Annotated in this window: 24 protein-coding genes and 1 pseudogene; 2 read left to right on the top strand and 23 right to left on the bottom strand. The window is 49.4% G+C overall.

All coding sequences use genetic code 11. The features are described 5' to 3' along the window. Window positions 1–82 precede the first annotated feature (82 nt). The 5 genes from AB1L17_RS27715 to AB1L17_RS27735 all read right to left on the bottom strand — a co-directional run bounded on the left by AB1L17_RS27715 (window position 83) and on the right by AB1L17_RS27735 (window position 4,570). Window positions 83–1,756 (bottom strand): b(o/a)3-type cytochrome-c oxidase subunit 1, encoded by a 1,674-nt coding sequence (locus tag AB1L17_RS27715; protein WP_412848168.1) that lies wholly within the window; start codon window positions 1,754–1,756, stop codon window positions 83–85. Between the two features lie 15 nt (window positions 1,757–1,771). Continuing rightward, entirely contained in the window at window positions 1,772–2,239 is a 468-nt protein-coding gene (locus tag AB1L17_RS27720; protein ID WP_412848167.1) for a cytochrome c oxidase subunit II, read from the bottom strand. 23 nt (window positions 2,240–2,262) lie between these two features. After that, complete coding sequence (locus AB1L17_RS27725) at window positions 2,263–2,430, bottom strand: cytochrome c oxidase subunit 2A (RefSeq protein WP_088910416.1); 168 nt, start codon at window positions 2,428–2,430, stop codon at window positions 2,263–2,265. Window positions 2,431–2,868: 438 nt separating this feature from the next. Further along, window positions 2,869–3,525: a response regulator transcription factor gene (locus tag AB1L17_RS27730; protein WP_412848166.1), complete on the bottom strand. Its 657-nt coding sequence runs from the start codon at window positions 3,523–3,525 to the stop codon at window positions 2,869–2,871. Continuing rightward, on the bottom strand, window positions 3,500–4,570 hold the full coding sequence (locus AB1L17_RS27735; RefSeq protein WP_412848165.1) for a PAS domain-containing sensor histidine kinase: 1,071 nt from the start codon (window positions 4,568–4,570) through the stop codon (window positions 3,500–3,502). Before AB1L17_RS27735 ends, AB1L17_RS27730 begins: the two co-directional genes overlap by 26 nt. Before the next feature lie 97 nt (window positions 4,571–4,667). Between AB1L17_RS27735 and AB1L17_RS27740 the strand changes: the two genes are divergently transcribed. Further along, window positions 4,668–5,189, top strand: a complete 522-nt coding sequence (locus AB1L17_RS27740) for a GNAT family N-acetyltransferase (RefSeq protein WP_412848164.1) — start codon at window positions 4,668–4,670, stop codon at window positions 5,187–5,189. 317 nt (window positions 5,190–5,506) lie between these two features. Here AB1L17_RS27740 and AB1L17_RS27745 read toward each other — a convergent pair whose 3' ends face one another. From AB1L17_RS27745 to ytaF, 7 genes are all read right to left on the bottom strand, one after another. Further along, complete coding sequence (locus AB1L17_RS27745) at window positions 5,507–6,481, bottom strand: copper amine oxidase N-terminal domain-containing protein (RefSeq protein WP_412848163.1); 975 nt, start codon at window positions 6,479–6,481, stop codon at window positions 5,507–5,509. 123 nt (window positions 6,482–6,604) lie between these two features. After that, the gene (yunB, locus tag AB1L17_RS27750) at window positions 6,605–7,321 is read right to left on the bottom strand and encodes a sporulation protein YunB (RefSeq protein ID WP_412848178.1); all 717 of its coding nucleotides are present in this window, start codon (window positions 7,319–7,321) and stop codon (window positions 6,605–6,607) included. 27 nt (window positions 7,322–7,348) lie between these two features. Next, entirely contained in the window at window positions 7,349–10,153 is a 2,805-nt protein-coding gene (locus tag AB1L17_RS27755; protein ID WP_412848162.1) for a calcium-translocating P-type ATPase, SERCA-type, read from the bottom strand. 137 nt (window positions 10,154–10,290) lie between these two features. After that, window positions 10,291–10,449: a DUF3368 domain-containing protein gene (locus AB1L17_RS27760; RefSeq protein WP_412848161.1), complete on the bottom strand. Its 159-nt coding sequence runs from the start codon at window positions 10,447–10,449 to the stop codon at window positions 10,291–10,293. A gap of 20 nt (window positions 10,450–10,469) precedes the next feature. Continuing rightward, window positions 10,470–10,694 (bottom strand): PIN domain-containing protein, encoded by a 225-nt coding sequence (locus AB1L17_RS27765; protein WP_412848160.1) that lies wholly within the window; start codon window positions 10,692–10,694, stop codon window positions 10,470–10,472. Next, entirely contained in the window at window positions 10,687–10,992 is a 306-nt protein-coding gene (locus AB1L17_RS27770; protein WP_412848159.1) for a UPF0175 family protein, read from the bottom strand. Before AB1L17_RS27770 ends, AB1L17_RS27765 begins: the two co-directional genes overlap by 8 nt. A gap of 94 nt (window positions 10,993–11,086) precedes the next feature. Then, complete coding sequence (gene ytaF, locus AB1L17_RS27775) at window positions 11,087–11,779, bottom strand: sporulation membrane protein YtaF (RefSeq protein ID WP_412848158.1); 693 nt, start codon at window positions 11,777–11,779, stop codon at window positions 11,087–11,089. Between the two features lie 77 nt (window positions 11,780–11,856). Here ytaF and AB1L17_RS27780 point away from each other — a divergent pair. Next, window positions 11,857–12,051: pseudogene (locus AB1L17_RS27780) on the top strand (HXXEE domain-containing protein); the annotation flags it as partial. A 66-nt stretch (window positions 12,052–12,117) separates the two neighbouring features. On the opposite strand, the gene AB1L17_RS27785 reads toward AB1L17_RS27780, so the two are convergent. From AB1L17_RS27785 to kdpB, 11 genes are all read right to left on the bottom strand, one after another. After that, entirely contained in the window at window positions 12,118–12,642 is a 525-nt protein-coding gene (locus AB1L17_RS27785) for a DUF1036 domain-containing protein (protein WP_412848894.1), read from the bottom strand. A gap of 178 nt (window positions 12,643–12,820) precedes the next feature. Further along, window positions 12,821–14,482: a DUF4179 domain-containing protein gene (locus AB1L17_RS27790; RefSeq protein ID WP_412848156.1), complete on the bottom strand. Its 1,662-nt coding sequence runs from the start codon at window positions 14,480–14,482 to the stop codon at window positions 12,821–12,823. Next, complete coding sequence (locus tag AB1L17_RS27795) at window positions 14,463–15,029, bottom strand: RNA polymerase sigma factor (RefSeq protein ID WP_412848155.1); 567 nt, start codon at window positions 15,027–15,029, stop codon at window positions 14,463–14,465. The genes AB1L17_RS27790 and AB1L17_RS27795 overlap by 20 nt, the downstream gene beginning before the upstream one ends. A gap of 187 nt (window positions 15,030–15,216) precedes the next feature. Beyond that, a complete protein-coding gene (locus tag AB1L17_RS27800; protein WP_412848154.1) occupies window positions 15,217–16,872 on the bottom strand; it encodes a DUF4179 domain-containing protein in 1,656 nt (551 codons plus the stop codon). Beyond that, window positions 16,853–17,419 carry an RNA polymerase sigma factor gene (locus tag AB1L17_RS27805; protein WP_412848153.1) on the bottom strand — a complete coding sequence of 189 codons (567 nt, stop codon included), beginning with the start codon at window positions 17,417–17,419 and terminating at the stop codon, window positions 16,853–16,855. The genes AB1L17_RS27800 and AB1L17_RS27805 overlap by 20 nt, the downstream gene beginning before the upstream one ends. A gap of 123 nt (window positions 17,420–17,542) precedes the next feature. Beyond that, window positions 17,543–18,874 carry a DUF4179 domain-containing protein gene (locus AB1L17_RS27810; protein WP_412848152.1) on the bottom strand — a complete coding sequence of 444 codons (1,332 nt, stop codon included), beginning with the start codon at window positions 18,872–18,874 and terminating at the stop codon, window positions 17,543–17,545. A 299-nt stretch (window positions 18,875–19,173) separates the two neighbouring features. Further along, window positions 19,174–20,040 (bottom strand): arginase family protein, encoded by an 867-nt coding sequence (locus tag AB1L17_RS27815; protein ID WP_412848151.1) that lies wholly within the window; start codon window positions 20,038–20,040, stop codon window positions 19,174–19,176. 62 nt (window positions 20,041–20,102) lie between these two features. Further along, window positions 20,103–20,828 carry a hypothetical protein gene (locus AB1L17_RS27820; protein ID WP_412848150.1) on the bottom strand — a complete coding sequence of 242 codons (726 nt, stop codon included), beginning with the start codon at window positions 20,826–20,828 and terminating at the stop codon, window positions 20,103–20,105. Window positions 20,829–20,840: 12 nt separating this feature from the next. Then, window positions 20,841–23,171: a universal stress protein gene (locus tag AB1L17_RS27825; protein ID WP_412848149.1), complete on the bottom strand. Its 2,331-nt coding sequence runs from the start codon at window positions 23,169–23,171 to the stop codon at window positions 20,841–20,843. A gap of 21 nt (window positions 23,172–23,192) precedes the next feature. Further along, a complete protein-coding gene (gene kdpC / locus AB1L17_RS27830) occupies window positions 23,193–23,753 on the bottom strand; it encodes a potassium-transporting ATPase subunit KdpC (protein ID WP_412848148.1) in 561 nt (186 codons plus the stop codon). Between the two features lie 34 nt (window positions 23,754–23,787). After that, complete coding sequence (gene kdpB / locus AB1L17_RS27835; protein ID WP_412848147.1) at window positions 23,788–25,827, bottom strand: potassium-transporting ATPase subunit KdpB; 2,040 nt, start codon at window positions 25,825–25,827, stop codon at window positions 23,788–23,790. Window positions 25,828–25,829 lie beyond the last annotated feature (2 nt).

Genomic DNA, 25,829 nt, shown 5'->3' on the forward strand with positions numbered 1-25,829 from the left:
TGGCAGCGCTAGAGTTTTGATGAAAAAAGAAAGAGTCGCTCGTTTCCAAACGGAATGAGCGACTTTTTTCGTACGAATCGTTTTACCAGGTCACAAAAGGCGGCGAGCCCGGTGCTTGGTGCTGAATTTGTTCCATAATCGGATAACCGTACGCGAGGATAATCAGGAAGGCGACCAATCCGATCCATACTGGCCAGCGCTCCAAAATTTTTGGAACCTCTTGCGGAGTCTCCGTCTCGGCAATCGGATATTCCGTATTTCCTTTTGGTGCGTAGAAAGTCAGGTATAACAAAATTGCGATCAAGAGAATCGCCGATACGAACAGCAATCCTCCGCCAAATGCCATCACGCGCTGATAATCCATCCAGCCCAATGCCAACGGGTGGTCCATATACGTCGTGTAGTCTGTACGGCGTGGCGCCCCTTGCAAGCCCATTGTGTGCATGGCGAGCGACATCAGGAGCATCCCTACGGTCCAGAATACGGTTTGTACCATCCCCATGCGATTGGCAGTCTTCGTTAAGCGCCGTCCAGTCAGCGCCGGAATCAGCCAAAAGCTGACGCCAAAGAAGGTGAGCGCGACCGCAGCTCCTACGGTGATATGGAAGTGACCTGTCACCCAAATCGTATTGTGTACAACCGCGTTAATCTGGTTACTTGCGTTAATAATTCCGCCCGCTCCGCCAGGAATGAAGAACAGCATCCCCACGAATGGTGCGAAGAAGCGTACATCTGTCCACGGCATTTTTTTGAACCATCCGAATAGACCAACTCCGCCTTTTTTACGTCCGGTTGTTTCAAAAATCGCAAACATCGAGAAGGCTGTCATCAAAGACGGGATGACGACGATGAGCGTCAACGTTACGTGAATCATTTTCCATGCAGGCGAAATTCCTGGCTCCATCAATTGATGGTGAAACCCGACCGGGATGGAGAACAAGAGCAAGCAGAGAAAGGCAAGACGACTGAGTGAATCACTGAAAACGTGGCCGCCAATGATTCTTGGTACGCATACATACCACGCCATATAGGCTGGCAGTAGCCAAAAATAAACGAGTGGATGACCGAAGAACCAGAACAACGTACGGCTGAGCATGACGTTAATCGTCGGCACCAAACCGAGTGACCACGGAATGAGCTGGAACAATACCTCTACTGCTACAGGAATCGTCGCTGTAATCCACAAGACGTAGGTAGTCACGCCCATGAAGACGAACAACGGGGACGTTTTCCCTTTATTTTCGCGTCTCCATTTACGATAGCTGGCAAAAACCCCGAATCCCGCCAGCCAGCTCCCCACTACGAGCAAGGCAGAGCCAATGTAAAAGTACGGTGATGCTTTCAGTGGTGCATAGAACGTATACAGGACAGATGCCTCATTCATCAGAATGGTGACAACAGCCATCAACGTCCCGATCGTCATGAGAATCCAGCCGGCCCAACCAAATTTAAGCGCGGCTCCATGCAGGGAACCACCTGTCGTGCGGGCAACTCCTGAGAAAATAAATCCGACAATGAAGTACGTGGTAAAAATAAGTGCCATCAACACGCCATGCGCAGTCAAAATTTGATAGTAATTCGTCCAGCTGGGCAGCTCCATAATTCCACCGCGAACCATGCCCTGTACCATACCTGCCAATGCGGCCAATCCAAACGCAATATACGCTACCCAAACATAGGCCAAGCTAAGCCTTGCCGCAGAACGATGAACCGGAGCATGAGGAATCGTATCATCGATCTTCCTTGCGATTACCATAGGATTCACCTACCTTTATTTCACAATAATTGTGGTTGCCATGACCTGATGACCTGCGCCACAGTATTCGTTGCAAAGGATCAAATATTCGCCTGGCTCGTCAAACGTATGTGTCGCCGAGCTGATGTGTCCTGGCAGAACCATGAAGTTGATGTTCGTCTCAGGAATCTGGAATCCGTGAATAACGTCTGGACTTGTTACGTGGAAATTAATCGTCGAGCCTACCGGTATCTCCATCTTGGCTGGAGCGAAGCCAAATGCAAATGACGTCATGTAGGCGTCGTATTCCTTGTCTCCTACCTGTTTCAAGCCCGGTTTATCAAAAGGAGGCGTCTCCGTTACCTTTTCCGGATCGATCATTTCCATATTACTTGGCGGAGCCATCCCCATGGCAAACGCATTGACGCACAGTAAAACAATAAATAATGCCAATCCACCTGCGCCTAGCATCAACCAGATTTTTTCATATCGATGCAAATGCATAAGTACCCTCCTTCACTTCCTAATTACGCCCTATCCAGGAAAAGCCCGAATACACCTAACCAACCGACCAGAATGATACCCCCGACGATCAGTACTGCAACAAACGTCCCCTTCAAGTCTTCCTGGTCCGTTTGCAGCTTGCTGGATTTTGACTTCTTGCCTTTCGCAGCTTTGTCTACTTGCGTCTCCATCGTGCTCTTCTCCTTTCCACGTGCCCTTATTGGCGCGGTGTACTTTTCACGCCTTCATTCTACCGCTGGAACCCCTTGGAAGTAATTCAGGGAAATCCCCTAAAATGTTCCGGGAAACCCCTGATTTCGACCGAATTATGACCGTTTTCGGTCACAGGTTAGACACACAAAAAAGACGACCCCGTATTGGGATCGTCCTTGGACTTGTTGTAGCAATCGTTGTAGCCCTGACCAAAAAGAATGACCGCTCTTGAGCTAGCAGGCACCTGAGCGGTCATAACCCGTTTTAAATTTTGCTGAGCCGATCCCCTTAAAGGGTCCGTCTACCGTACGATAGATCAGAGTGCTGGAACACTCTGGTCTATTTATTTTTGCCATCATCTCTTGGTTTTACCATATCATAGGCTTTGATGTTGACTATAGAGAACAGATCAAGTCCTACTCAAAATCAAGCCAGCCCTTCTTAATCGCATACCGCACCAAATCAGGCCGGGTACGCAGATGGAGCTTTTCCATAATATGCGCCTTATGCGATTCCACCGTCTTGACGGATACGGTGAGCTGTTCAGCAATTTCCTTGTTGCTGAAGCCCTTCGCGATCAAGACCAGCACTTCTTTTTCCCGATCCGTCAGGATGTCGTACTTGGCCTGCTCCTCTCCGTTCTTGACCATTTGCAGAAATTCCTCGATCAGAGATTTCGTCGCGGATGGATACAGGTACGCCATTCCTTGATTGACTGAGCGGATGGCCGTGATCAAATCGAGATCAGGGGCGCTTTTTAATATATAACCGGCAGCACCGGCTTGCAGCACGCGAAACAAGTATTCCTCGTCATCGTGCATCGTGAGCACGAGCACCTGAATGTCTGGTGCTGTTTCCTTCAATCTAGCGGTAGCGGTCAAGCCGTTTTCCCCAGGCGGCATGCTCAAATCCATCAAGACAACATCGGGATGGATTTCCCACGCTTTTTCGCATGCTTCTTTTCCGTCAGCTGCATAACCGACGACTTCCATGTCCTCCTGGGCGTTGATCAGCATCCCCAGCCCAGACCGTACAATCGCATGATCATCAGCGATTAAGACGCGAATGGTCATCCTCTATCCCCTCCTTCGGCACCGGAATGCGGACAATCACCGTCGTACCTTCCTCAGGTGCGGAGCGAATATCAACAGTACCGCCGAGAAGTTGTGCACGCTCCTTCATGCCAAACACACCCAGACCTTTTCCGATGTTTAATGTTTTCTCTACTTCAAACCCTACACCATCATCTACAATCGTGACGACAATTTCCTTCTCCCTATTCTCGAACATGATCCCTAGATGGCTCGCCTTTGCGTATTTCGCCGTATTGGTCATGGCTTCCTGTACAATCCGGTACAACGCAGTTTCCATCGCAGCGGAGTATCTGCGTTTCTCCCCCTGAACATGCAGCTCCACCTGGATATGAAAAGTCTTTTCCACCCGTTTCATCAACGAGCGTAATGCAGGCAGTAAACCGAGATCATCAAGCGCAGACGGACGCAGCTCCAGCGCCATGCGCTTCACTTCCTCCATCGCCTTGGAAGTCATATTCACCAATTCGGTGACATGCTGCATAACCGGCTCGCTTAATTCACGTTGTCTGACGACGTTTAATCCCACTAAAATGCTATAAAGCGCCTGCCCTACGCCATCATGCAGCTCCCGGGCGATGCGCTTCCGTTCCTCTTCTTGCGCTTGGATTGCAAAATTCGTGAGCTTGTACTGGTAGCGTTCTTTTTCCACCCGCTGTTGTGCTGACATATCTCGCAATATCATGACCAGCTTGCCCTGTGAATCATCCTCCAATCTGGCAGAGCTGGCGGCAACAGGGTAATCCCGACCCGACTTCGTGCGGAGCCTCATTTCGAATGATGGCATCTGCACGCGCTTAAAAAAGCAGTCCGTGCAGCTCGTTTCTTCCATGCACGTTGCCATTCCTAGACATAGCTCGCAAATATGTTTATCTCTAATTAGCTCTTCTTCTGTCCAGCCTGTCATCTGCTCCAACGCAGCATTGGCCTTTACGATTCGTCCCTCGTGATCAATCACCAGGATCGCATCACTGACGTTGGCAAAGATGGACTGCATCAGGGAAAGCACTTCACTCGACGTACCCATGCGCTCCTCCTTTTGAGACAATCATCCTATCGTTATTGTAGAGTTTCCATAAAGGAAAGTGTATCAGGGAATTCCCTGAACATCATTCGGATTGGACATGCCTAAGACTACGCCCTTCCCTGCAAATAGCGCCCGTTTGCTCTTTCAGCCCGTCACAGAACAAGATTTTGCCCGGCTGCTCTCGGTCTACAATTCCAATCCCGATTATATGGAGGCAGCCTATGGGCAAAGAGTCGTAACTGTTCAGACAATCGAAGCTGACCATCAAGACAATTTGGCATTCGCTGATTCCTACAGCTTTTCGTTCAGGGAACGGCATGGCAGCGAGATCATCGGGATCGCCCAATTCATTCTGTGCAACCCGCGAGATTGCAATCCTTGGCTCGGTCTCATCATGCTACACAGCGACTACCAAAGCTGCGGCTACGCCAAGGAATTTCTCGATACGCTGATCGCCTGGTACCGGGAAAACAGCTATACCTCCCTGCATCTCGGAGTCTTGGAGAAGAATCACCGGGTCATTCCGTTCTATGAAAAGTACGGTTTCTCTATCTATGAGGAAAGGGTCTCGGAAAAGTTCGGTCGCGTGATCTGTATGTCTTACACGATCCAATCGTAGATGCCTCCCTCTATCAGTTGGGTTAGTTCACTTTCAAGAAGAGAATCAACAGCTACGTAGAAGAAGCGCATTTCCAGTCCAAGCGCCTCTGGAGCCCGACCCAGCGTTGGAAAAAATGGTGGGGATTTTCAGCATCACTTATGGAATCCATCTTCGAAATATCTACGTTTGACGCGCTCCGGCCATTTTTTCCTGAGCGGGCAGTCTTCACCCACAGCGGGGCGGAGGCCGAAGCGTAGACTGGAAATGCGCTTCTTCCCCCACGACAGCTACGAAAAAAAAAAAACGGGACAGCAATTGCCATCCCGTTCTTTCTCTTACTCTACTACGATTTTCACAGCAGTGCCGATAGGCGGCAGGCTCTTTGTCATCATTGGGCTGTAAAACGCCACCACTTGCATATCCTCTTTCAGATCAGTCGGAGAGAGAACTTTGTTATTTCGCGCATTGATAATGATTGTTTCTTCGTTGATGTTCAGTTTGATTTTTTCTTGGGAAGTTTCGGTAATACCGCGACCCTCTACGAGTACTTGGAAGTTGCCCTCTTTATCAGAAGAGACGCTCGCTACTTTTCCCGCTGTTCCCAATACGTCTTTTGTTTCCAGGCTTTCTTTTACCGTGATGCTGAGCACACTCGTTTGTGGCGGCAAGCTCATCGCCATGAATCTTTCGGTTGTAGCATCTACTGCCATACCCAGCTTCAAGTCTTCTGGCTTCAGTACTTTACCAGCTTCATCCGTAATTTTGGTGTCTTCAGTCAGGTGCAGGATGATGCCAGACTCGTAAATGTTCAGTGTAACTGAGTAGCCTTTGTCGGATTTGTTGATGTTCGTAATAGTACCTGTACGCATAGGCGCGATTTCGTCCTCAACTACAGTCACTGCATCATCGGTTACATTCACTTCTGCTTGCAGAATCTCGTCTACGAATTTAACTGGCACATATGTACTGCCATTCAGTACACGTGGCTCAGCTCCCAATGTTTTGTACATTTTCGCGAAAGGATAGCGATCCTCGCCTTCTTTTGCGTAGCTTGTAATTGCACCTCTTTGAACTTCTGCTGCTTTTTCCTTGTCGTTCCAGCTGACTTTGAAGCCAAGGGCTTCAGCAACGGGACGAAGTGGAACCAGTACGGTTTGTTGACCTTTATCGAAGATCGCATCTTGTGCGATCGCTTGACCGTTAATGTTGACGGAAAGTTCTTTTACTGGTTCGGAGGTTGCAGATACTACGCTAGTTCCCAAAACGGCCAGTGCCGCGATTGTCATCATGCCTGTGCGAATTGTTTTCATGTTGTTTACGCCTCCAATGTTCTTGCTTGTTTTCGTGTGTCTATTCATTGGACGGCGCCATTTCTGAAACGTTTCATAAAAATTTTCATAGATGTGTAAATCGTTCGCGTATAAGCGAAAATATCACGGCTGGCTTGGGGTTGGGACCGTTGGCATTTGACTTCGCGGCATCGGCACATCGGGCTTTCCGGATGGATTGTCGTACAAATAAGTAGGCACCTTGCCGACAATCAGCGCCTCGGAGACCGGGATTTCCGTGGTGACTGTCTGCTGTTTGGTCGCAAACGGAATAATGACCCGCAGATCGACTTCCACATAAATGTAGACCGTCACCAGCACCATGTTGATTCCCGCTTGCTTTAGCTTCGTTTCCAGCTTTGTTTTGACCGCGCCAATCGGAACGAACGACACCGGAATATCAGGCCCAAAATGTTCCAGAAAGACGTTTTTCGTTGCCAGGCCAAGTGGTATGGTCGTCTGCACATGCTCCTGCTCGAATTCCTTCAAGCGATTTTGGATTCGGGCTGTCGTTTCCCCCACTATCCGGGAATACTCTTTGAAATTAAAATTCACTGCTTTGATACTGCCATTCTCGTCCTTCTCCATTATGACGACTTCGTTGATATCGACCCCCTGCTGGGACATGCGCTTGGTGACTGCATCGGTAATGGCGAGCTTGGCGACCTGCTCTGCCTTGGCCTGGGCAATCAGCATCAGCGTTGGCTCGACTCTTCGTTCCACGACGATAAACAAAACGATCAATACCACAATGACCATCAGTATCCAAGCGAAAATTCGCCTTCTGCGTCTTTTCCATCCTCCCCTTCTCAAGCGTACGATGGCTCCCACACCCCTTTGGTGGTTAGGTTAGTCAGGACGAACCGTACGCATAGCCGGGCGTTTCTCTTTGCTTGTGCGCTGTCTGCTGCTGGTAAGCACTCCACCGATTCCTGCGACAAACGTAGGAACGCCAGCAGCGACCAAAATTAATGCCCAATCACGCAGATTTAGATCCGTCGTTTTGAAGATCGGCTGAAGTGCATCCATGTACACGACACCGATCACGAGCACGATCGACGAAAGCACAGCCCAGACTAGGTATTTGTTTTCAAATACATTGCGATGAAAAACACTGTATTGGCTCCGGCAATCGAAAACGTGAATCAGCTGCGCCATAACTAATGTAACGAAAGCGACGGTCTGGGCATGCACCAAGTCATTCGGATTCTCTTTGAGAGTCAGCCAGAACGCCAAGAGCGTCATAGCCCCGATGAGGAAACCACGGCTAACAATTTTCCAGCCCAAGCCCCTGCTAAATATGTTTTCTGCCTTGTTGCGCGGCTGCTGATACATTGTGTCTTTCTCAGCCTGATCGACACCCAGCGCCATTGCCGGTAAACCATCCGTCACGAGATTCACCCATAAGATTTGGATCGGCACCAAAGGCAAAGGAAGCCCCATGAGCATCGCAAAAAACATGACGAGAATCTCGCCTACGTTGGACGCCAGCAAATAGCGGATGAATTTTCGAATGTTGTCGTAGATGTTGCGGCCTTCCTCTACAGCAGCGACGATCGTAGCGAAGTTATCGTCGCGCAGCACGAGGTCGGCAGCTTCCTTCGTCACATCCGTACCGGTAATGCCCATCGCAATCCCAATGTCTGATGTCTTGATCGCAGGCGCATCGTTGACACCATCTCCGGTCATGGCGACGACATGTCCTTTGCTTTGCAGAGCACGAACGATTCGCAGCTTATGCTCCGGGGACACACGGGCATATACAGTCACGCGCTCTGCGTACTCTGCCAGCTGTTCATCTGACATGCCATCCAGCTCCCGGCCCTCCAACACTTCGCCGTAGCCACGCATCAAACCAATCTGCCGGGCAATTGCTTCTGCTGTCACCTTGTGGTCACCGGTAATCATGACCGTTTTGATCCCTGCTTGATGGCACAGATTGATCGCTGGACGCACCTCTTCACGCGGCGGGTCGATCATCCCGGCCAGTCCGACAAAGACGAGATTGTTTTCCAATGAGCCAATCGGCTGTCCCGGTCGATAGCCTTGCAGTGTCTTATAGGCGAAGCCCAGCACACGCAGTGCTTTACCCGCCATTCGTTCTGTTTGCTCCAGCACTTGGTAACGGAGTGTCGCTGAGAGTGGAATGAGCTCTCCCTTCCACAAAATGTGCGTCGATCTCGCGAGCAATGCCTCTGCCGCGCCTTTTGTCAGCAAGGAATACACACCGTCTGTCCCCTTTTCGACGACGGACATCATTTTGCGGTCAGAATCAAATGGGAGCTCCTCCACACGCTGTCCCTGATTCTTTTGGTTGCTACGATCTGAATTACCACCCAATGCCTTCGCTGCGAGCACCTTGAGAGCACCCTCTGTCGGGTCGCCAATGACCTGCCAAAAGCGCGACGTCTTGCCCATCCCGAGCAGGTTGCGCGTGCTCTGTTCCTCGCATGTCAAACGTGCGTTGTTGCATCTGTCTGCGATGCGGATCATTTGCGTGAGCGCTCCATCACGGGCGGGAGATACCATTTTCCCTAGGTAGTGAAAAGCTCCCTCTGGTGCGTAGCCGCTGCCGCTCACCTCATACGTGGAATCGCTGTGCCACACTTGGGTAACTGTCATTTTGTTTTGGGTCAGTGTCCCTGTTTTATCGGAGCAAATGACAGAGGCGCAGCCCAACGTCTCGACAGATGGGAGCTTGCGCACGATCGCATTGCGCCGGATCATTCGCTGGACACCAAGCGCTAGCGCTACCGTCACAATCGCCGGCAAGCCTTCCGGGATCGCTGCCACCGCGAGACTCACCCCGGCGAGGAACATCGTAAACAACTCATGACCATGCCAAACACCAGCGCCGATGACCACAATCGTCAAGAGCAGTGCGACGACCACGAGAATTTTGCCCATTTGCTCCAATCGCAGCTGCAGTGGGGTTTCTGCTTCTTCCGCTGTATTCATCAAGTGCGCGATTTTCCCGATTTCCGTATTCATCCCTGTCGCTACGACGATACCGCTCCCTGTTCCTCCGGTCACCATCGTGCCCATGAACGCGAGATTTTTCTGGTCGCCAAGCGGCACAGTAGATGCTTGTGCTGTTTCGAGCTTTTTCACATTTTTCCCGACCGGGACAGACTCCCCCGTCAACGCAGATTCCTCCACCTCCAGCCGATTCGCTGAAAGCAAGCGTAAATCTGCCGGAACACGGTCCCCGGCCTCCAGCTGGATCAGATCACCCGGCACCAACCGTGATGCCGGTATCATGGAAATGTGTCCGCCCCGGATAACGCGCGCCATGGGGGAAGCCAGCTCCTTTAGCGCCTGCAAGGATCGCTCAGCCTTGGCCTCTTGAATAAAACCGAGGATGCCGTTAATGAGGATGATCGCGATAATCGCAATCGCATCCAGATACTCCCCGAGGAAGTAAGAAATCAATGTTGCAATGAACAGGATGAGTACCATGAAATCCTTGAACTGATCAACAAAGACCGAGTAGAGAGGCTTTCGCTTTTGTTCAGCCAACTGGTTGGCACCATGTTTAGCCAGTCGCCGCTCCGCCTCCTGCTGAGTCAACCCTTGCGCTGCATCGCTATGAAGGGCTTCGGTCACGTCGGCCGCCGCCAGCGTGTACCATTTTCGAATTGGCTGTGTATCCACCTACATCTCCTCCATCCACATCTCACTCCTTTTCATGTGTATGCAGACGAGCTAGAAAATAAAACAACCCGTCCATTTATCAAAGACGGGTTCTCCTTATAGAGATTCATACCATTACTCTGCTATTCGGTTTGATGCTAGTCCATTTCTCCTGCTTGAATTAACGTTTGCTTATACAAGCTGGCAGAAATACGAAAGTTATGAGACAGTAACCGATCTAAATAAGGTTTAACTTTAGCTATCTTTTCTTTCCTCTTCGCAAACAAGAGTAAGCCCACCGTTCCTATTGAATTCATCAGAAACGTATCAGCAAGCCCTAACTCTTTGGCACCGATGATAACCTCAAGCTCTCCACGATGCAGCTTCCCGAATATACCTGTAACTCTCGCTTCCCATGCTCACGGATACTCTCACTTTCTACAATTTCACGATAGACTCCCGCAGGAATGAAAACTTCCTCAAAAAGCTCGTTCATCAGCGAAAGATGCCCGATCATCGACAAAGCAATAATCGGGCTTGAATTAGATATGACCTTAGTCACCTTTTTCTCCTTCTTCCACCAAAAGCTTGGCAATCGCTTGATCATCAAGTCGTCTATCCTCTTCTGTATATTCCATCCAAGCGATGCCACGATCCCCTAGATAATCAATAAAATCACTTAGCGACTTCCCTGCTAATTCTGCTGCTCGTGCCAGGGTTACCTTCTTCTCTAAAAACAAACCGACCGCTAAAGTAACTTTCACCTGCTCATCGAGACTCACATTTGCATTCCTTTGATTCAACAACGTCAAAAAATCGTCTGGCAAAGATACCTGAAACTTTGAAGGCTCCCAAGCCATTCCACTCACCTGCCCTTATATTTGAGCCTTTTTCGAATTCGAAAACGAAACCCGTCCTTCTCCCCGGACGGGTTCGATATTTTTGTATAAAAAACTACTTCAGGCTTTTGGCTACACCAATGCAAATCAACAAAATCGGCGGCAGCCAAGTGAGTCGCGTCAGCCATCTGGCTTTTCCGGCGCGCCTGCCGAGGGCAATTCCTACGACAAGCAGTAAGGCACTCATCACCGCGATACAGAGAGCGACGAGCAGTGGCGAGTATCCCAAAAACGTAAGGCTGATGCCTGCACCAAAAGCATCCAAAGACAGTGCGAGCCCCAGCATGACAGCCTCCCAGCCCATAATATGCCCGGAGCGGTCAGCGTCGGCTTTGGACGGATCTTTTAAAATCTGAATCATGACACCAAAAATGCGGAACTGCGACAATAATACGATGGGTTCCGGCTCTTCCTGTTTTTCTGCGACTACAACGGCGGTGCTGCCCGCAGCAGTAGACTCCTGAGCCTCTGTCCCCGACCGTATCGCAATGAGCCGCCACAGAGTAAACAAACCCATGAGGATCAAGACCGCGGCCCCAATATACTTGCCGATCTCAGGTGTGAACCATTCGGTGAGGGATGAGCCTACGAGCATGACACCATATACGACAGCAAACGAACAACCGGAAACGACGACGAGAGACAAAAAGGGCATTCTCATTTTCCGTAAACCATACGTCAATCCTACACTGACACTGTCCATGCTGATGGCCAGGGAAACGAGCAGGAGTGCGAGCCATCCGCTCATATGTGGTCACCTCTTTCCCATTGCCTATTAGGTATACGCGAAAAGCTCTGCTGATGTGCAAAAAACGAATCATTGCCATCCCGATCGGGGTATGGTATATCCTGCACATCAGCTCCACTGGGATGGTAACCACATTAGACTGGATCATAGGTACGATCTACTTCATCGTTGCGGTGTACATTCTTATTGTGAAGGGCAATATGTGGCTGAAGGACGAAAACTCACATTACGCCTTTTCTCATAAGCTGGGACCGTTCGTTCACAAATCATAGAGACAAAAAGAAAAGGAGTGAACCTGACAGATTCACTCCTTTTGCTACTCAAACCTCGCTTATTTTCTATCGTTTCCGGAGTCTTCGTGTAGGGAACTTCCCACGATTCTCTCCATTGGTCTTTCTATTCTTCCGGCTTGTAGGCAATCCTTTTGGAATAGTACGTACCTTTCTCGGTCTGCCTGTTGATCTAGTAGGTAACACGATCAGTGTGTCACCCGTCCTAGCATTTACTTGACTGGTACTTGTCGTAAGCGTGATCGTGAAGTTGAAGTTGAGCGCGCCAATAAAGAAGCGTCTAAACCCTAGATTTCTGCAAGTTGTGCAACCCCTGTTCCAACACCAATGAAAAGAAGTACGCGGGACTTGGGTAAAGTTATTACCCGCCCACCTACGTCCGCCACCCTCGGCATAGTAATAGTAGGTACGCCCCCCGACATGTCCACTCCGAACCAGTCTCGTCTGACCTGGCTCTATTCGATACCAGCCTCGCTTCGCATAGTTGACTGGACTACAGGAAAAATTCTCGTAAGCATAAGCAACAAATACGGTTGAATTGGTATTGTTGCGAAAATAGAGACCCATCTTCATCACTCCGTTTTTATATGGTTTGTCTTACGTTGTATAATATGAAGAAGACGAAAAAGTGAAATGGACAAACGTGGACATGCAAAAAATTTAGTGCATCTATAACCTTTTAGTTTTTCAAACGATCTTCCCATACATAGAAAAAGAAGAGGCCACTGTCGGCCTCTTCTCTTTCTTTGAACTATTTGATCTCAAACGGTACTTCCCAATTCACGTCATGCTCCACCATATATTCCGAATAGGATACCGTGAGCTTTTTCGGTTCGTGCTCCAAGAGCGGAATAGTCATCTCGCCTTTGAACTGTACACGTCCGTCCTTGTCTCTGGTGCTTTCTGTATTCACTGACGCATAGTAAACCTTCCCGTTTTCATCCTTTACAGACCAATAGTGGTTCTCAAGTATGTCTTTTCCTAATATACCTTCTACTCTAATCACAGCCTCACCTAAGTCTTCGCCTTTACCAGGCTCCCACGCATAAGAAGAGAACGTAAATATACTGCCTGTCTCATCCTTGAAAGTCGCCGCTTTCTTGTTTAGCTCTGTTGGAACCAGATCAAATTTAGGCGAAACCAGTTTTTTCTCATAAATTTTTTTGAGCTGAAGCTTTAATTTTTGTTCTCCCTGTATCGGGCCAAATGTATACCACCAATTCAAGACATCGCCTTCTGGTTTTTCTTCCGGTTCTTCTTCGGTTCTCGGTGTACTAAGAACATTCTTCTTATTATCAAGCCCATCATCCAATGATTTCATATCCCAAGCTGCTACCACTTCCCCTTTTTCGTTGGTGATCTCGTACATCATGTTCTCTCCCGAAAAAGCAGGTACGCGTTCTTTTATTGTAGTATTGGCACCTCGCGGATTTTTCTGATTGAATAGGACCTTCGTTCGATCAACCTCCAAATAAGCTGATTTTGGGAAAGTGGTATCCAGCATGAGCCGTGTCGCACTTGGGGACAATTCGATATTTTTCAGCTCAATCCCGAGCCCTTGTGGCGATTGAAAAGCAGTATCCTGGAAGGCAACCGTTTTCGTCGCTTCCTTGGCTTTCTTCATATCGATCGGAATTTCCAATGACCATTTTCCTGTCTTACCTGCGATTTTTGTCTGTTCTAAATGTAAGGTCAGTTGATCGGGAATAGCCTCAGATGATTCGAAGATTTCATTCAAATATCGCTCTGTGATGAAAAACTTTCCATAATCTCCCGAATTATCTCCTTCATCATCCTCCAACCAATCTTTTCCATTCTGATCCATCAGTTTCGCATTCAAAATATGATTTTCAATCTTTTTGCCGCTCTGGTCGTACACATCATAGATGACTGCGATCCTCATCGAGTCAGCCAACAGTTCTTTTAACTCAACCGTAATTCCTTGATCGGTTGCCTTTTGCTCCAGCTTTTGGACAAGACCTTTATGGACGGCGTTTTTCATGCCCTTATCCGCATCTTGTTCATTTTGGAACAAGCTATTCACATAGTTGGCAAACGTCGGTGATACAACTGTTCCTGTCACCACGAGTGCCGTAAGTCCTGCTACTACCAATCCTGTCTTCTTCACAATATCCCAACCCCTTTGTCTTCTGGTTCGGGAGGAGCGCTTTCGTGCAGAACGGGGGGGAACCGCATCAGACAGCTTATCCATGACCTCGTCTATAAACGCATCGGGTACAGGAGCCTCCGGAATGTCGGAAAAATCTTCTTCCTGCATGCCTTCTACCCACTGTTGCAGCTGACCTTGACATTGTGGGCAATTTTCCACATGTTGCTCCAATCCTTTGCTCTCTGCAGGGGCCAGCTCATCGTTTACGTATAGCTTCAATTGATTAAACATGAAGCATTTCATAAATAGCTCCCCCTCCCATCGTTTTCACCAGGCTGTCCTTCATCTTTTTGCGGGCGCGGAATAGACGCATCTGAACGGAGCTCTCCGAGAGGGTCAGTCGCTCGCTGATTTCCCGATACGACAGGCGCTCTATGTAAAACAGGACGAACACCTCGCGATACTCCTCATTCAACAGCATGAGGCTGCGTTCCAGCTCGGCGTCCCACTCCTTTTTCAATAACGTCGCCTCTGGCGTGTCTGGGTCAATCAGCTGCTCCTCATCGATTTCTACCTGCTCTATCCCTTTGCGTTTTCGCATTTCATCGAGACAATGATTGCTCGCAATTCGATACAGCCACGAGGAAAACCTGTATTCAGGCCGATAGGCGTGCAAACGATAAAAGGTTTTGATAAACACGTCTTGAGCCAAATCCTGTGCATCTGGCATATTGCCGATCATTCTGTACAAATAGCCCACGATCTTGCCCTTGTATCTGTCGACAATTTGTCTGTACTGCTCATGATCGCCAGCCAGGATTTGCTCGATTAGTTCCTGATCGTCCGGCATTTTTGCTACTCCTCCATCTATCACAGATCAAGCCAGCGGGGAATGCTGCGCAGCTTCCGTTTTTGGTTGATTCATAAGCTAATACGGATTGGCTGGAAAATCCTTTCTCTTTTTATAAAAAAATCATTTTTTCATCCCTGGAACAGAAAAAGAAGAGGCTGTGTCTGCCTCTTCCTTTACCTTAAAGCTATTTGATTTCAAATGGTACTTCCCAGTTTACGTCGTGCTCCACCATATATTCAGGATAAGAAACCGTGAGCTTTTTCGGTGGTTGCTCCAATTTCGGAATGAACAGCTCGCCTTTGAACTGTACGCGCCCATCTTTGTCTCTGGTGCTTTCTGGACCCAATGTCGCATGGTAAGTCTTCCCATTTTCATCCTTTACAGACCAAGTTCTGATGGAGACCACGTCTTTTCCTAGCGTACCCTCTACTGCTATCACAGCATTACCTTTTTCCTCACCGCTACCGGGCGTCCATGAAAAGGAGGAAAATGTAAAGGTACTGCCTGTCTCATCCTTGAAAGTCGCTGCTTTCTTGTTTAGGTCTTCTGGAATGAGATCGAATTTGGGAGAAGCCAGTTTTTTCTCATAAACTTTTTGGAGCTGAAACTTTAACTTTTGTTCACCCTGTAGCGGGTCAAATGTATGCCACCATTTCATCCCGTGATCGCCTTCTGGTTTACCGTACGTGCCAGATATATGAAGAACATTCTTCTCTTTCGCAATTCCTTCATCTAATAGTGGCATATCCCGAGCTGCTACGACTTCACCTTTCTCGTTGGTAATTTCGTACGCGATATCATTTCCTGATAACGTAGGTTCGATTTTTTTTATGGTGGTGTGGAAGCCTCGCGGATGATCCTTATCATACTTTAACACTGCCCGTTCAATCTCTACATAAGCCGATTTTGGTACCGTTGAATCCAGCATGACCCGTGTCGCACTTGGGGAAAATTCGATTTGTTTCAGCTCAAGCTCAAGCCCTTGTGCTGATTGATACGCTGCATCCCTGAACGTAACCGTTTTGGTCGCTTCTTTCGCTTTCTTCATATCGACCGGAATTTCCAATCCCCATTTTCCTGTCTTGCCTTCGATTTCTGTTGGTACGATTTTCAAGGTCAGCTGGTCAGGAGTAGCCTCCGCCGATTCGAAAATATTGTTCAAGGTTAGCTCTGTGATGAAAAACTGTCCATGACTACTTCCAGACTCTTCTCTTTCGTCTTCCTCCAACCAATCTTTTCCGGTCGAATCAATCAATTGAAGTGTCATAGAGTGATCATCAATCTGCTTTCCATTCTGGTCGTACATATCAAAGATGACTGCAATCCGCATCGAGTCAGCCATCAGCTCTTTTGCTTCGACGGTAATTCCCTGATCCGTTACCTTCTGCTCCAGCTTTTGGACGAGACCTTTATTCACAGCATTTTTCATGCCGCTATCCGCATCCTTTTCAATCTGGAACAAGCTATTCACATAATTCGCAAACGTCGGCGACACAACCGTTCCTGTCACCACCAAAGCCGTCAGTCCTGCTACTACCAATCCTGTCTTCTTCACAATATCCCAGCCCCTTTGTCTTCTGGTTCGGGAGGAGTGTATCCGTGTCGTACGTGCGGGAACTTCTTCGAACAGTGTAGCCATGACCTCTTCTGTAAACGTATCGGGTACAGGAACTTCCGGATAGGCGGAGAATTCCTCCTCCAGCATGTGATCTACCCACTCTTGCAGCTTTCTTTGGCATTGTGGGCATTGTTCTGCATGCTGCTCCAATCCTTTGCTTTCGGCAGGGGGTAGCACGCCATTTGCATAGAGCTTAAACTGATTAAACATGAAGCATGTCATGAACATCTCCCCCTCCCATCATTTTCGTCAGGCTTTTTTTCAATTCTTTGCGAGCTCGAAACAATCGCATTTGAACAGCGCTCTCCGTAAGAGACAGCCGTTCGCTGATTTCCCGATACGACAGACGCTGCAAGTAATGCAGAACGAACACCTCGCGATACTCCTCATCCAGCAGCATGATGCTGCGCTCCAGCTCGGCGTCCCGCTCTTTCTTTAACAATGCAGATTCTGGCGTCTCCAAATCAGCGATTTGCTCCTCCACGATTGCTGTCTGCTCCGTTCTTTTGCGTCTTCGCATTTCATCGAGACAATGATTGCTCGCGATTCGATACAGCCATGAAGAAAACTTGTGCTCAGGCCGATAGTCCTGCAAACGGTAAAAGGTTTTGGTAAACACGTCTTGAGCCAAATCCTGTGCATCAGGCATGTTACCGATCATTTTGTACAAGTAGGTAACGATCTTCCCTTTGTACCTGTCGATAATATGCTTGTATAACTGATGATTGCCAGCCAGGATTTGCTCGATCAGTTCCCGATCGTCCAGCATTTTTACTACTCCTCCATCTATAACCGATCAGCCAGTGGGGAATGCTGCGCAGCTTCCGTTTTGGTTGATTCACAACTAGTACGCATGAGCTGGGAAATCCTTTCTCCTTATTTTTAAAAAATCTTATTTTCCTGTCAAAAGTGGCACCGCAAAGCTTACATCACGATGTTCTTTCAACATTTTGTCAAAAGTGATCGTCATTTGCTTCGGCAAGGATTTCATCTCCTCGATTTCCAAATTCCCGCTTACTTTCATCCGTCCATTTTGATTCGTCGTTTCCTCGACATGGCAAACCGCATTGTACTTATTGCCCTGTTCGTCCGTCACGTACCATGTATCAAACGGGAAAATCCCTACAATTCCTTGCGCGAGTGTACCTTCAAATGCGATGTTGTAGCGATCCTCTCTGCTTCCCTTCGATATCTGGTGAAACGTGAAGCTTGTTCCATTCTTTTCGGCTGTAACTGGTTTTGCTCCCAAAGTGGCTGGGTCCAGTTTCACGCTGAAACCCGCTGCTTCCTCTGTATAAACAGCTTTCAACTGAAAGGCTAGACCTTTCTCTTCTTTCAGATCGTGGAAGTAAAAAAATTGTCGCTGTCCTTTCTCTACAGGAATAGACTCGCGCCATTTCATCGTATTGATCACGTTTTTATGAATGCTCGCATCATGGATAGCGACAGCAGAATCCCATGCGCCAAGGACAGCTCCCTTTTCATCGACAAATTGATAGCTGAAGTACTTGTTATTCGTATCGATCACCACTTCTGTTCCACTCGGGGCAAATGTCATTTCTCGCAAATCAAACTGAAAGCCTTGGGGCGAGGTATACGACTGGTTGATCTTCACTGTTTTCGTCGCTGATTTTGCTTTTTTCAAGTCAACGGGTACTGACAGCTTCCAGTTGCCGTTGGTACTGCCCATCTTTTTCATGTGAAACTCTACGAACAACTCGTCCGGCAGCTTGCTTTCGTCAGCAAAATAGCTTCTCAGCTCGTGTTCAAACAGAATGTAGTCGCTAATCTGCTTTGTTTTCCACGATTTCTGATTGGACGAGGCACTCTGTAACTCTTTGCCCGCTTTGTCCTTGATGATGATTTCCTGATATTCATGGGTGGGGACGTGGAAATTGTCCCAATATACATCTGATGGCTTGCCGTCCTTGTCCTTTACTCCCGCGATGATGCTGATACGCAGCGGATCTGCCACGACCTCTTTTACTTCCAAGGTAAAGCCTTGATCGGTCACTTTTAGGTCATGTGCTTGGGAGAATCCATTTTGCACGGCTTGCAAGATTCCCGGATCTCCAGCTTTTTGCGAGACGAACAAGCTCGCACTCGGCGAAGATGCTGCATTCACCACTGCTGCCGGATTGCTTGTCAATAATGTTGGGACAACGAGTATCCCCGATGATACGATGACTGCCATTGCTGCTACAGATAATGCCGTCTTTTTCATAACTGCTCCACTCCTTATTTTCCTGGATTCACTCTTTATTCACGAGAAGCGATCGTCGGGTTCACGAGGAGCGCGTAAAAATTTTATTACCCTCATTAAGCTTCACTTATGATTAACCCCATTGAAACTTCTACGTTTGAAGCGCTCCCGCCATTTTTTCCGAAGCGGACAGTCAATCCTACAGGGGGGGCGGAGGCCGAAGCGTAGACTGGAAATGCGCTTCTTCCCCCACGACAGCCACTTGTAAACACCATAAAAAAAGCACAACAGCCTGAAACTGTCGCGCTCATGAACGATCATTATTTATTTTTGAGTTGGGAGGCTTCTGCACGTGCAGCCAGTGACCCAGTAAGCAGCTCTGTCAGCCTTTTTGCATACACGCCAGTGGTATCCCTTGCCCCTGAAAACTCCGTCACTTCCAGATTCGTCACCCGCGAATCTCGTAAAACAGTCGCCAGCAATGCCTCCGCTTCCGACAGCGACAATCCTGTCTCACTTGGCGAATAGGCAGCTGGCATCGCGTCTTTGTGCATGATATCTACGTCGAAATGTACGAGAATTTTGGCATCAGACGGGATCGTTTGGAGCATATGAGAAACTCGTTCCACGATGCTTCCTTCTGTGAGCTGGGCCAAGGTCATGATCTCTACGCCAAATGTCTCCGCAGGCATCTGCTGGCAGCCGATCAGACGAATTCGGTCAGCACTCCAGCCGCTTGGCTCGATCCATTGTCCGCGATCCTGCAGCAAAAACCACAATCCCATTCCTGCCGCCCCAATACAACGGGAAGCCGATGGAACTTCCGCATCCAAATGACCGTCAATGACCAGCAGATACGCTTTTTCCTTATACCTGGCCTGATGAGCCTGCGCCGTTGCAACGATCAAGCTGCAATCTCCACCGAGCATCAAAACGAACTCATCTGTATCCAGCCACTCTTGCGCGTCCTTTTTCAGCAAATCCCAAAACATCCTCGAAGCCGGCCAGTTACGAACCGGCGGAATATTATGGCGAGGCAAATCATCCGGAAGCTTCAGATTTCCTACGTCTTGCACCTTCAATCCAAGCTGCTGCAATCGCTCGATTAATCCTGCGTTTCGCAAAGCCTCTGGAGCAAGCTCTGTACCAGATTCATAAGCCCCTGTGAAATGCGGGATACCAGCCACTTTTACTCTGATAAACAGTCCCTCCCAAGGAAATTCATCGTATGAATATCCCTAAAAGTATATCACAGCTTGGCTTGCAATAATTGGATGAGATCACTGACGGATGGTCGCAGCCAGCCATCTGGTAAGGATGCCTTCTCTCCTCGCAGCAATTGGCAAGCGAGTGCATTCGGATGGACATCTGCACTTAAGAAATACACTTGGTTCACAGGCTGCGGGAGCGCGTCCATGACCTCCACACATTTGTTGACATATACCTGCAGTGCCTCTCGATAGGCTGGAGTTGTTAGCGCCGCGCCACACCACACGTCAATTCCGGTCAACGCCTTGGCATGGGCTGCATCCAAGCTTTTTGCGAGCGAGCAGACCACGAACAACAGCTTCTCTGGCGCTAGCTTGAACCGCTTCTGATACTGCTTGGCAAAACGGGCAAGTGTCGCATTCCAGGACGGAGTATCATAACTGCCGAGATCAGGAATGCATTTGAGTGCCCCGACTAACTGTTCCTCCCTTTTTATAAACAAGAGACCGTCGATCACTTGAAATGAAAGCCCCGACAACTGCCCGGACAAAAACTCACCCACCCGCTCATGCATGACGCGAGAGATTCGCTGCGAGGATTTGCGCTTCAGCTTTTGCCGGATGCGCACCTCTTCTTCCTCCAAATAGACGCGTATCAGCCTGGAAAACAAATCTGCCTCCGTAGTTGGCTCTGGTATCAGGCACTCCAAACGGCTATAGGCGTCTGTCACGCTATGATCCCATTGCCCTTCTTTTTCTGTGCCCATCGTTTTCCTCCCTCACATCATATCAGGTGCATGATCAGCCACGACCAGCACATCCATGTGTCGAACTTCCCGCAGTAACCGCTGAATGACCGACCCCTCCAGTATTTCCTTCCAGCGCGTCCTCGCCGACTGCCCGATGACGACCTGTGTCGTTCCTTTTTCGTTCATATGCAAGACCAGCTTGGTGAAAACCTTGCGCCGGGATTGGGCTTCGTATCGTTCAAATCGGCCCCCGAGCCGCTCTGTTAAAGCCTTCAGCTTCGCCAGCTGTGTCTCTTCCTCTTCTGTCAGCGTCGGATGATCCTGCACATAAGCCACATGCCAGGTTGCTTTCAACCGATACGCGATCCGAAACCCTCGGCGAATCAGTCTCTCACTGTCCGACCGCAGGTTCACACAGACAAAGATCACTTCTTGCTGCCGCCATGGCCCGCGCAGCGTTCGACGCTCCCACGCCTCCAAGCGTTCATCGACATCGTCCGCCACTTCACGCAAGGCCAGCTCGCGCAGCGCGATCAAATTCCCTGTTTTGAAAAAGTTGGTCAGCGACTGCTCTACCTTTTCCATCGCGTAAATATTGCCCTCCCGCATCCGCTGACGCAGTGCTTTGGGTGAAATATCGATCAGCTCTACCTCATCTGCCTGGTGCAGGATATGGTCCGGCACCGTCTCTCGCACGCGGATTCCCGTGATTTGCTCGACGCTGTCGTTTAGGCTCTCGAGGTGCTGAATGTTCATCGTGGATATGACGGAAATACCCGCAGCCAAAATCTTCTCGACATCATGGTATCGCTTCTCATAGGCACTCCCCGGCACATTTGTATGTGCCAGCTCATCCACCAGTACGACCTCTGGATTGCGCCGAATAATTTCGTCCGTATCCATTTCTTCCAGCGTGACGTTTTTATACGGGATACGCTTGCGCGGGATCAAGGGAAGTCCCCCTACTTGCTCAATCGTTTCTTTTCGTCCGTGCGTTTCCAACAGCCCAATCACCACGTCGATGCCATTTTCGGCGAGCTCGTTGCCTTCACGTAGCATCGTGTACGTCTTGCCGACGCCAGGGGCAGCGCCTACATATACCTTTAGTGCCCCACGCTTGATCTTGCCGATTTCCTGCTGCATTTCTTCGTCAGAGAGCCGTCGATATGGATTAGCCGTTTTCTCTTTTTCTCGCTTGGTCGGCATGACGCGCTCACCATCCCGCTCGGAACGGTCTGCCACGATTAATATATCGATGTTTTTCGTTTGCCGCAGAATTTTGTGAACGATGGAGCCGTACCATATCTCTTCCCAGCGCGTACGCTTGGACTGACCCATCACGATTCGGGTCACATTATTCTCCATCGCGTAGGCGACGAGCTCGTTTGCTACTTCCTTGTCTCGTACAAGCGTCTGCTCTTCGAAGGTACCCCCGACTTTATCCACGAGCTTTCCAATCGCTCTCTTAAAAGTCGCTTCTTCCTTCGTCAGCTTCTTGGATAAAGGGAGAAAACAGACGACCAAGAGCTCTCCGCCGAGCCGCTTGGCAACCTGTTGTCCTCGTCGCACCAATATCGAGCCATTCCAATGATACTGCGCAGAAACCAACACCTTCTCTGTGGCTCCTGACGCACCTACCATGCCGTGCTTTTCCCGATAATCCTCCAAATCCTCGTTTACGCCCGTGGCTACGAATCGCAGCGCCAGCTCTCGCAGCACATGCAAATTGTCCCTGCGAAACAATGGATGCTTGGTTCTTGTCGGGTTGCGATCATCTTCTTGCAGCCGTTTCAGGATGGCTTCTGGCGTGACGTCAAGCAGCTTTACCTCGTCTGCCATGGCCAGTGTATCCTCTGGGACACATTGGTCAATCCGCACCTCCGCTTTGGTCAGCCGCTCCGCCATCTCCTTCATTCCAGCCAATTCGTAAATGTTGACGGTCGCAATCACACTAATATTGTGGTTCAGCAAATATTGCACATCATCCAGGCAGGTTGGACGCGGCGCATCTGGCCGGTTTCGGTGAGCCAAGCCGTCTACGAGTACGACCTCCGGATCTCGCTCGATAATCGCAGCCACGTCCAGATCATGCCTCGCTTCCCCGAGGGAATACCAAACGATCGGCTTGATTTGCTCCAGGCCTTCCCGTTTTTGCGTCAGCTTGGGATGAGTGGCCTCCCCTGAGCCAGCTACGACCACATCAATCCCTTTTTTCTTAAGCGTCTGCCCTTCCATCAACAGATGATAGGTTTTGCCTGAACCACTGACTGCCCCCAGAATGATTTTCAGCCTGCCCCGGTGCATTCTGGAGATGGACTGCAAGATTTCCTCCGGGGACTTTCGCCGAAACTGCTCTACCATCTTGCAGCCCTCCCTCATTGATTACTTCAATTCGTCCAGAGCCAGATTCAGCTTCAATACATTGACACGCGGCTCTCCGAATACACCCAAGCTTCTTCCCTCTGTATTGGCTTCAATCAGAGCCTCTAATTGTACCGTTTCGAGATTACGTGCCTTGGCTACACGCTCGACTTGTATCTGAGCAGCTTTTGGCGAGATGTGTGGGTCCAAACCGGAAGCGGAGTTCGTCAGCAAATCAGCAGGGATGTCTTCCTGCTTCACGCCGGGATTCGCTGCCAGAAATGCCGCGATATCCTTTTGCGTACGTTCGATCAGGGCTGGGTTGGATGGCGCGTAGTTGTTCGAGCCAGAGCCTGCCGCATTGTTATCAATAGAAGAAATGCGTCCCCAGAAGTACTTCGGATCGGTGAAGGTCTGCCCAATCAGCTCGGAGCCAACCACCTTGCCGCTTGCATCCGTGATCAGACTACCGCTTGCTTGTGCAGGCATGACAACCTGTGAAATACCTGTCATCGCCAATGGGTAGGTGATACCGCAAATCAGCAGCAAAACGAGGCTGAGACGCAAATTTTTCAATATCATATCCGTTCACCTGAGCTTTCTTATTTCAATTTAATTACACAAGATTCAATCCTGTCAAAATCAGGTCAATCAGCTTAATTCCCACAAACGGAACCACGATTCCCCCCAAGCCATAGATCACCAGATTGCGACTGAGCAGCTTCGTCGCGCTCATCGGCGTGTATTTGACACCTTTCATCGCCAGCGGAATCAGGATCGGGATAATGATCGCATTAAAGATCAACGCGGACAAAATCGCACTTTGTGGTGTAGCCAGGTTCATGATGTTGAGCGCACTCATTTGTGGGATCGCCAGCATGAACATCGCAGGGATGATCGCGAAGTATTTTGCTACGTCATTCGCGATACTGAAGGTCGTCAACGCACCGCGTGTCATCAAAAGCTGTTTGCCAATCGCCACGACCTCAATGATTTTGGTCGGGTCAGAATCCAGATCGACCATGTTGGCTGCTTCCTTCGCCGCTACTGTCCCCGTATTCATCGCCAAACCGACATCTGCTTGTGCGAGGGCTGGCGCGTCATTCGTTCCATCACCTGTCATGGCGACCAGCTTGCCTGCCGCTTGTTCTTTGCGGATCAACGCAATCTTGTCTTCCGGCTTGGCTTCTGCTACGAAATCGTCCACACCTGCTTCGCGGGCAATCGTCGCTGCTGTCAACGGGTTATCCCCCGTGCACATTACCGTACGAATTCCCATGCGGCGCAGCTCCTCAAAGCGTTCGCGCATGCCCGGCTTCACCGTATCCTTCAAATAGATCAAACCGAGAATCACACTTCCTTCTGCTACAGCCAATGGCGTGCCGCCAGCCGTTGCGATCCGGTTTGCTTTTTCATCCAAATCAGCAGGGATTTTGCCGCCTTGCTCTACCACGTATTTTTTGATGGCGTCTACAGCGCCCTTGCGAATGAGTACGCCGCTTGCCAGATTCGTACCGCTCATTCTTGTTTCAGCACGGAACTCTACGCCCTCTGAACCGGGCAATTCCAGTTCAGCAGGTGCCAGACCTTGTCTTTTCGCCAGCTCTACGACAGAGCGCCCTTCCGGTGTTTCGTCATAGACGGAGCTTTGTGCTGCTACTCGATTCAGTTCCGTGCTTTTGCTGTCTCCTACTGTCACGAACTCGGCAGCCATCCGGTTTCCGTGCGTGATCGTACCTGTTTTGTCCAAAATAATTGTATTGATGTCGCCAGATGCCTCTACTGCTTTCCCGGACATGGCGATGACGTTAAACTGTGTGACGCGGTCCATACCTGCAATCCCGATCGCCGACAAGAGTCCGCCAATCGTGGTCGGAATCAAGCAGACGAGCAAAGCAATCAGCGTCGCAACGGGAATGGCTGCATTCACATAGTTTGCGATCGGCAGCAAGGTCGTGCATACGATCAGGAAAATCAATGTCAAGCTGACCAAGAGTGTATTCAACGCGATTTCATTCGGGGTCTTCTGTCTTTTCGCGCCTTCCACCAAAGAAATCATGCGATCCAAAAACGATTCTCCTGGATCAGTCGTCACGCGGACGCGGATGCGGTCACTGACTACACGCGTACCTCCCGTAACTGAGCTGAAGTCGCCACCTGCTTCTTTAATAACGGGAGCCGATTCACCTGTAATTGCTGATTCGTCAACAGACGCGACACCCTCGACGATTTCTCCGTCGGAAGGAATCAGCTCGCCCGTTTCTACTACGACTAGATCGCCTTTACGCAGCTCCGTGGAGCTGACGATTTGGATTTTGCCATCTTTGCCTACTTTTCTTGCTTGTGTGTCCTGCTTGGTTTTCTTCAAGCTCTCTGCCTGTGCTTTGCCGCGACCTTCTGCCAAGGCTTCCGCGAAGTTGGCGAATAAAATCGTCACGAACAGGATCAAGCTGACGACACCGTTGTACAGCGGGTCTGAAGCTCCGCCGAACAAATTGGGCACAAACGTCAGGAGAAGTGTAATGAAGAACCCGATCTCTACCACGAACATGACTGGATTTTTGATCATTACACGCGGGTCCAGTTTTTTGAAAGACTCGACAAAGGCCCGCTGGTACAAATCTTTAGGAAGCGCAACCGTGCGCGTTCTACTCATGA

The organism is Brevibacillus jepli (assembly GCF_047229145.1).
In the GTDB taxonomy this organism is placed as follows: domain Bacteria; phylum Bacillota; class Bacilli; order Brevibacillales; family Brevibacillaceae; genus Brevibacillus.